Annotated in this window: 7 protein-coding genes and 2 pseudogenes; 3 read left to right on the forward strand and 6 right to left on the reverse strand. The window is 55.1% G+C overall.

What is annotated here, in order from left to right; translation table 11 throughout:
• Positions 1–3: 3 nt before the first annotated feature.
• Positions 4–1011: pseudogene (gene ilvA / locus AC1DH9_RS21755) on the forward strand (threonine ammonia-lyase, biosynthetic); the annotation flags it as partial.
• A gap of 33 nt (positions 1012–1044) precedes the next feature.
• Here the strand turns inward: ilvA and AC1DH9_RS21760 are convergent.
• On the reverse strand, positions 1045–1350 hold the full coding sequence (locus tag AC1DH9_RS21760) for an NIPSNAP family protein (protein WP_427539597.1): 306 nt from the start codon (positions 1348–1350) through the stop codon (positions 1045–1047).
• A gap of 14 nt (positions 1351–1364) precedes the next feature.
• A complete protein-coding gene (eco, locus tag AC1DH9_RS21765) occupies positions 1365–1844 on the reverse strand; it encodes a serine protease inhibitor ecotin (RefSeq protein WP_427539600.1) in 480 nt (159 codons plus the stop codon).
• 318 nt (positions 1845–2162) lie between these two features.
• Between eco and AC1DH9_RS21770 the strand changes: the two genes are divergently transcribed.
• Positions 2163–2435 (forward strand): DUF1652 domain-containing protein, encoded by a 273-nt coding sequence (locus AC1DH9_RS21770; protein WP_145016091.1) that lies wholly within the window; start codon positions 2163–2165, stop codon positions 2433–2435.
• Here the strand turns inward: AC1DH9_RS21770 and AC1DH9_RS21775 are convergent.
• Both AC1DH9_RS21775 and AC1DH9_RS21780 read right to left on the reverse strand, forming a co-directional pair.
• The gene (locus AC1DH9_RS21775; protein ID WP_427539604.1) at positions 2432–2830 is read right to left on the reverse strand and encodes a hypothetical protein; all 399 of its coding nucleotides are present in this window, start codon (positions 2828–2830) and stop codon (positions 2432–2434) included. The genes AC1DH9_RS21770 and AC1DH9_RS21775 overlap by 4 nt on opposite strands.
• Before the next feature lie 90 nt (positions 2831–2920).
• The gene (locus AC1DH9_RS21780) at positions 2921–3184 is read right to left on the reverse strand and encodes a DUF2790 domain-containing protein (RefSeq protein WP_427539607.1); all 264 of its coding nucleotides are present in this window, start codon (positions 3182–3184) and stop codon (positions 2921–2923) included.
• 443 nt (positions 3185–3627) lie between these two features.
• On the opposite strand from AC1DH9_RS21780, the gene AC1DH9_RS21785 reads away from it, so the two are divergent.
• The gene (locus tag AC1DH9_RS21785) at positions 3628–3924 is read left to right on the forward strand and encodes a hypothetical protein (protein WP_427539610.1); all 297 of its coding nucleotides are present in this window, start codon (positions 3628–3630) and stop codon (positions 3922–3924) included.
• Between the two features lie 118 nt (positions 3925–4042).
• Here the strand turns inward: AC1DH9_RS21785 and AC1DH9_RS21790 are convergent, their stop codons facing one another.
• Together AC1DH9_RS21790 and AC1DH9_RS21795 are read right to left on the reverse strand one after the other, a co-directional pair.
• A complete protein-coding gene (locus AC1DH9_RS21790; protein WP_427539613.1) occupies positions 4043–4636 on the reverse strand; it encodes a hypothetical protein in 594 nt (197 codons plus the stop codon).
• 72 nt (positions 4637–4708) lie between these two features.
• Positions 4709–5227, reverse strand: a pseudogene (locus AC1DH9_RS21795) (hypothetical protein); the annotation flags it as partial.

The raw sequence follows: 5227 nt of genomic DNA on the forward strand, positions 1-5227 counted from the left end.
TTGATGGACACCAACACCGACACGGTCACCGCCAAGCAGGCCCTGCTTGGGCACTACGTAAAAAAAATCCTCGCCGCGCCGGTTTATGAACTGGCAGTGCGCACACCCTTGCAGATGGCCCCGGCGTTAACCGAGGTGTTGGGCAACCAGATCCTGCTCAAGCGTGAAGACCTGCAACCAACCTTTTCCTTCAAGATTCGTGGTGCCTACAACAAGCTAGCCCAGTTGAGTGCCGAGCAGAAGGCTCGCGGCGTGATCACCGCGTCCGCTGGCAATCACGCCCAAGGCGTGGCACTGGCGGCGCGGGAATTGGGGATTGAGGCGAGTATCGTCATGCCCACGTCAACGCCGGAGCTGAAAGTGATTGGCGTGCGCAGTCGTGGCGCGAATGCGGTGTTGCATGGCGAGAGCTTTCCGTTCGCCCTGGAGTACGCATTGAACCTGGCCCGGCAAACCGGCCGCACTTTTGTTTCGCCCTTCGACGATCCGGACGTGATCGCGGGGCAGGGCACGGTGGCCATGGAAATCCTGCGTCAGCATCAAGGCCCATTGGATGCCATCTTCGTCCCGGTGGGCGGCGGCGGTTTGATCGCCGGCATCGCCGCGTACGTCAAATACCTGCGGCCGGAGATCCGCATCATCGGCGTCGAGTCGGAACACTCCGCGTGCCTGCAAGCGGCAATGCTGGCGGGAGAGCGGGTGGCGTTGCCAAGCGTGGGCACCTTCGCCGATGGTGTAGCCGTCGCGCAGATCGGTGAATATGGCTTTGAGATCTGCCGCCATCACGTTGATGAAGTACTCACGGTCAGCAACGACGAACTGTGCGCGGCAATCAAGAACATCTACGACGATACCCGCTCGATCACCGAGCCATCCGGCGCGCTGGCCGTAGCCGGAATCAAGAAGTACGTGGCGCAAACCGGTGCACAGGGGCAGACCCTGGTGGCGATCGACTCGGGGGCCAATATCAATTTTGATAGCTTGCGACATGTGGCCGAGCGCGCCGCGTTGAGCGGCGCTCCGGTGTAAGTCGCTGAAGGGGATTCAGGCGAGCAGCGGACGCAGAAACGTCCGCTCGTAGCTGAGGATGAATTTCTTCTCCAGCACCAGCGCCACCAACGCGGTGCTTTCGGTGTCGGTCAGGGCAATATGCCGGTAGCTTTCGTAGTCTGCCAGCGAAGGAAAGCTGAACAGGCAATAAGCGATATTGCTCGCGCCTTCGGACGGTAGGAAGTACCCGTGGTGCGTACCGCCCAAGCGTTCGACGACACCAAGCCAGGCCTTGGCATAGGCTTCAAAGTCGGCGAGTTGGTAGGGGTCGATCACGTATTTGACGTGGCAGGTAATCATTGTGCGCGCTCCATTTATTCTTGACGGGCTTTATCGACCTTGTCCGACGCCGACCAGATCCGGTAGCGCACTTCGACATCTTTCGGCACGTAGACCACAATCGGCAACTTACTGTTGTAACGCAGCCGGAAACCCTCACCGATGACCGGCACGAAGTCCTGTTTGCGCTTGCCGTCCGGGCACGCCATCTGGGTGCTCATCGGGCCGCTGACTTTCTCCAGTCGATAGAACGGATAACCCCAGCCTTCAAGGTTTTTTTCCTCCAGCGTGCCACCCAGACGCTGGTGATTGCAATCTACGGTCAAGGTTTTGCCAGCGAGGATTTCGACCTGGTAATTGTCTTCCCGGGTTTGCGGAGCGAGGTGAATCACCTGGCGGGTAAAGCCGCTTTCAGCCTTGGGATAGGGGGCAACGTCTTCGAGTTTCGCAGCGCTGGCCAGAGTGGACAGACCGGACAGCAGTACCGCTGCGGCGGTGAGAATAGATGAGCGCATGATGCCTCCTTGCTCTTGGTTGAATCATTGAACGCAAGCATTCTCAATGCACTGGCGTCTCAATGCAAACCACGACGGCAAAGTTGGCAACGTGAGGGATGATGAGTGGCAATCATGCGTTTTGCACGAGGCCACTTGGCGGTTCGTCGTAAATTGCTGATTTATTGACGGCCCGTCGTGCGAATTCCCGGGTATGCTTTATGCTTCATTCCAGTGCATTAAAAACACGCCAGGAAAAACCGCGAGATAAGGATGGACAAGACTGACGGCGGTTAACCCGACGATTGATCGATGGTCCTATAAAAAGGGAGGGTTGTAATGTTTCTTTCTGCCTTGGAACTTCGCAATATCATTGAACACAGCTTTTTGCCTAAACGTTGCCAATGCACCTTGTCACCGGACCTGTCGATGACCGTGAAGGTCTACGACAACCACCAGACGGATCAACTGGATCTGGTGGTGACCGGCATCGATGCGAACGCTCTTAATGGCTGTCGTGAAATCAACGACCTGATCGCTGAATTACGCCACGACCTGGAGGATCACACCCCCGGCAGCCATGTGCTCGCGTCAAAGGTCCGCGCGCATTAATCCACGGTTTCTGCGAGTTCGACAGATACACGCCGGGTCTGGAGAAACGCCAGGCCCAGCGCGATCTCCACTGTCACGGCCAGCAAGATACCCGGGCCGGCGTGGCCAGTGAGCCATTCACCGACACCCAGCGTGGCCAGCCCGAAAACCCCCACCACCAGACCGCTGCTCAGCGCGCTACGCGAAACGGACGGCGGCGCGTTGCGCGCCTGATAAAACATCACGCCCAGCGCCACAAACAACATCGCACTTCGTCTGGCCACCAATCCTGTCACGTCCGAGTACCCGATACTCCAGATGGACAGCATCACCTCGGGTATAAAGCCCCAGACCAGCGCCAGCGCAAAACTCAGACCGGCGGTAAACATCGACAGTGTGCGAAACGACAACTGCATGGCGAATCCTTGCGGCAGTAAGGGAGGCCAAAGCATAACCTTTGGCCTCGCTCACGCCCATCGCCAAATACTGCTGCGCAGCGCCATGACTCAGTTCTGATAGCTGCAGGCATCCGATAGCTTGCGGTAGCTGATGTACTCCTGCTTACCCGCGTTGTCGATGAACTTCATCTCCGCCGTCACCACCTTGCAGTCCTGCGTTGCGGGCTCGGTCATCGAAACCACTTTCTTGACGTGCAGCGACATTCCGTAGTGATACGGCACAGGTTGGGAAGGTGCGGAGTCGGCCAGCGCCAGCCCGGTAAACCCGGTGCAGGCGAGGGCAGAGGCCACCAGTAAAGTTCGCATGTTCATGAGAAATCTCCGGTGCAGACGTGAAGTCAGCGCGACACCTGACGATGTCGACCCTGCCGCGCAGGGCGTCAGAAGATTCTGCGCGAACGCGGTCCAGTTAATTTTAGACCGCAGGATTAAGCGGGGGTTAAGCTCGGTGGGTGTTTGGGGGATGGAGCGGGGTGGAGCGGTTTTTGGTCGCTATTGCCTACGGTGGCGCCCTGACACCGAGGGTCAGGCGTTTACGATATAAACCTGAGCAAGCTTCGGCTCCTTCCTACAACGTCATAGGCATCGTCGCCTTTCGCCAGTTAGCGGCAAGGGTTTACTGTTTGCCGTCGCTGCAAAATCAGCGAACGGGTTTGGTCACCTGATAATAACCGTTCATATGTGTTTCATGATTCGCGCTGCGGAGATCCATGTCCTCCTAGTGCGGTTATTTATCAAACAACCGAGTAATCCTAATGCCTACGTTAAATTCATTACCCGATCGTTATCGCGCAATCAAAAGCGGTGTTACCGACTCAAACCCAATGGTCATCGATACCGAGGCCAATCCCCAAGACATACTTGAAGCCGCTCTACAGCGAATCCGTGCCTCCAGCGACCTGCTGGAGACGCTGCACTGCCAGTGCTTCAAACACGGCGATGTCCAAGACATTCCGCACATTACCCATGCACTGTATTTGCTGACTCAGGATGGTTGCGACCTGTTGAAGGTGGCTCAGCAGCGGATGTTGGGGTGGACAGCGCCGGCCTGACTAACCATTGCACAACAAGCCCATCTCCCAAAAAACCGGGCTTGTTTGTGCGAATCTTTTTATTGTGTCGTACAGCTTGGTTGATGGCCGTTTGGCGATCCTGAAGTCCTCTGTCTTTCTACTGCACCAACTGCATGAGACGGGGCATCAAAACCTCAGTGGGATGCCAATCACGCAACGTCGGCAGCAACCCCTTGTTCCGACTCTTTTCGTAATCGTCGGCACCCTCCGGAACAATCAACTCATCCCACACGAAGTAGACCTTCGCGATGACGCCCGTTTGCACGTAATACCCGGGCGATTCTCCCTGCGCATCCGTCTCGAAATAGGTGGGAAGCGGACTATTTGAAAACACCACCGCCATGCTCACGTGCGTCACAGGAGAGTCCGGGCCAGCAAGAAACCTTACTTGAACAAGCGAAGTGGGAGGAAACATCGCCATCCAAAGCTCGCCAACTTGCCCAAGATCAACGATGCCCGGAAGGTCTGGCGCGAGCGGAGCGATATCGGCTAAGCCCCAATCGTCTCCACCGGCCCGAATAGACATAATGGGTGTCTGATCAGAAAAGTCGGGAATGTTATTGCCAATCAGCGTGGCATCATTCCCGGAATGGGCCTCTATCTTGGTAGACTCTGTTACAGCGACGGAGCTCTGGTTAGCGTTATCGCACCCCGCCAACGCCAGAAATATTAATACCCATAAATATGCCATCAAATTTGCTCAAACTTAAATTTTAAAAGAGAGGGGGGAACTTAACTCCCCTCTCTTTCAACGAAGAGTATTTTATTTCAGCGCTTTAATCGGAGGGTCTTGATAGCTGCTATCAACTTCTATACCCGCATCAACAGCCTTTTTTTCACGAACATCACGAATGGCTTTGTAGTTCTTAAGAAGGCCCGGCAACAACTCTTTCCAGCGTGCCTTGTCTTTTGAGTCATTAAACGCAGGTGCCCAGTATTCACGCTCTGTTGTAAAACTCAAACTTACCAAATATGTTCCACGTTCATTAGGAGCGTCGTCAGAGTCGCGCCTCTGTGCCCTCAGGGTTAGGTGATTTCCATTGTTATAAAAATTCCAATCATAAAAATCGTCTACTTTCAGCCAGCGATCTAGATCCAGGCGATAGTCAGGATCTAACCATGGATGACTCAGGACATAGTCTCCAAGCACCTTACCAGGCGAGCTAATCTTATCAATTTGCGAACCTGATATCCGCGGATCGGACGGCGCATAATAATGAGTCCAGCCTGCTGATTTTATTTTTTCTAACAGGCTGTATAAGAAAGCCTGATACTCTTTGTG

It is taken from the genome of Pseudomonas sp. 05T35 (genome assembly GCF_056396605.1).